Source organism: Actinomadura sp. NPDC048032 (assembly GCF_040653175.1).
Lineage (GTDB): Bacteria > Actinomycetota > Actinomycetes > Streptosporangiales > Streptosporangiaceae > Spirillospora > Spirillospora verrucosospora.
Map to the genome: position 1 here is coordinate 1 of NZ_JBEZJP010000816.1, position 1214 is coordinate 1214.

1 protein-coding gene is annotated in these 1214 nt (G+C 77.2%); it reads right to left on the bottom strand.

Annotation, left to right across the window (positions count from 1 at the left end):
• A partial coding sequence (locus AB0C69_RS42435) for an ABC transporter permease (RefSeq protein WP_360362647.1) occupies nt 1-1214 on the bottom strand: 1214 nt, incomplete at both ends.

Consider the following 1214-nt stretch of genomic DNA (forward strand, 5'->3'; position numbering starts at 1 on the left):
GCGGCGGCGGAAGGCGGCCAGTCCGGCCGCGGTCAGGGCGGCCGCCGCCGCGGTGAGCGCGAGGAGGGGGAGCGGGTCGGCGTCACCGCCGGGCAGCTTCGGGGTGTGGGTGAAGGGGGACAGGTCCATCACCGCCTGCGGGAGTCCCAGCAGCGGTCCCAGCTGGCCGAGGAGCAGGAAGACGGCGAGGATCCCCCATCCGGCGGACGCCGCGCGCGGGAGGGCGCCGAACAGCAGCATCGCGGTGGCGGCGACGACCCAGACCGCCGGGAGCTGGGCCAGCGCCGCGCCGAGCTGGCGCGGGATCTGACCGGTCAGGTCGCCGGAGCGGGCGCCGTGGACCAGTCCCACGGACAGGCCGGTGGCGGCGAGCATGACCACCGTCCCCGCGACGGTGTTCGCCAGGCCGGCCACGGCCCAGCGGGTGCGGCCGACGGCGGTCGCGAGCACCGGCTCCAGGCGCCCGCCGCTCTCCTCGGCGCGCAGCCGCAGGACGCTCTGCACCGCGTAGGCCGCGGTGAACAGCGCCATGAGCCCCATGGCCGTGGCGAGGAACGCGTCCGCGATGTCCTGCTGGCCGCCCATCTTGCGGATGTCGTCCAGCACGGCGTCACTGCCGTTGACCAGGTCGCCGACGCCGTCCGCGACGCCGCCGATGGCCAGGCCGTACACCAGGAACCCGGCGGTCCAGCCGAGCAGCGTGCCGCGCTGCAGCCGCCACCACAGGGTGAAGGGGCCGCGCAGGGACGGCGGGGCGTGCGCGGGGCCGAGGGAGGGGGCGAGGACCCCGGCGCCGAGGTCGCGCCGCTCGGTCAGCACGTAGGCGGCGGTGACCAGCAGCGCGAACGCGGCGAGGGGAAGCAGCAGGACGGCCCACTGCTCGTCCGCGCACGGCCGGACGCGCTGCGCCCAGCCGATCGGCGACAGCCACGACAGCCAGTGCGCCGAGCCCGCGTCGGCCACGCCGCGCAGCAGGTAGGACGCGCCGAGGACGGCGAACGCCAGGCCGTTGGCCAGCCGGGAGGTCTCGGCGAGCTGGGCGGTGAGCGCCGCGACGCCGGAGAACACGAGGCCCGCGCCGAACCACGACAGGCCGAACGCGACCGATCCGGCCGCCGGCATCCCGAAGAGGATCATGACGAGCGCGGCCACGGCCGCCAGCGCGCCGGCGGCGGTCACGGCGGTCAGCAGCGCCGCGGTGAGCGGCGCGCGGC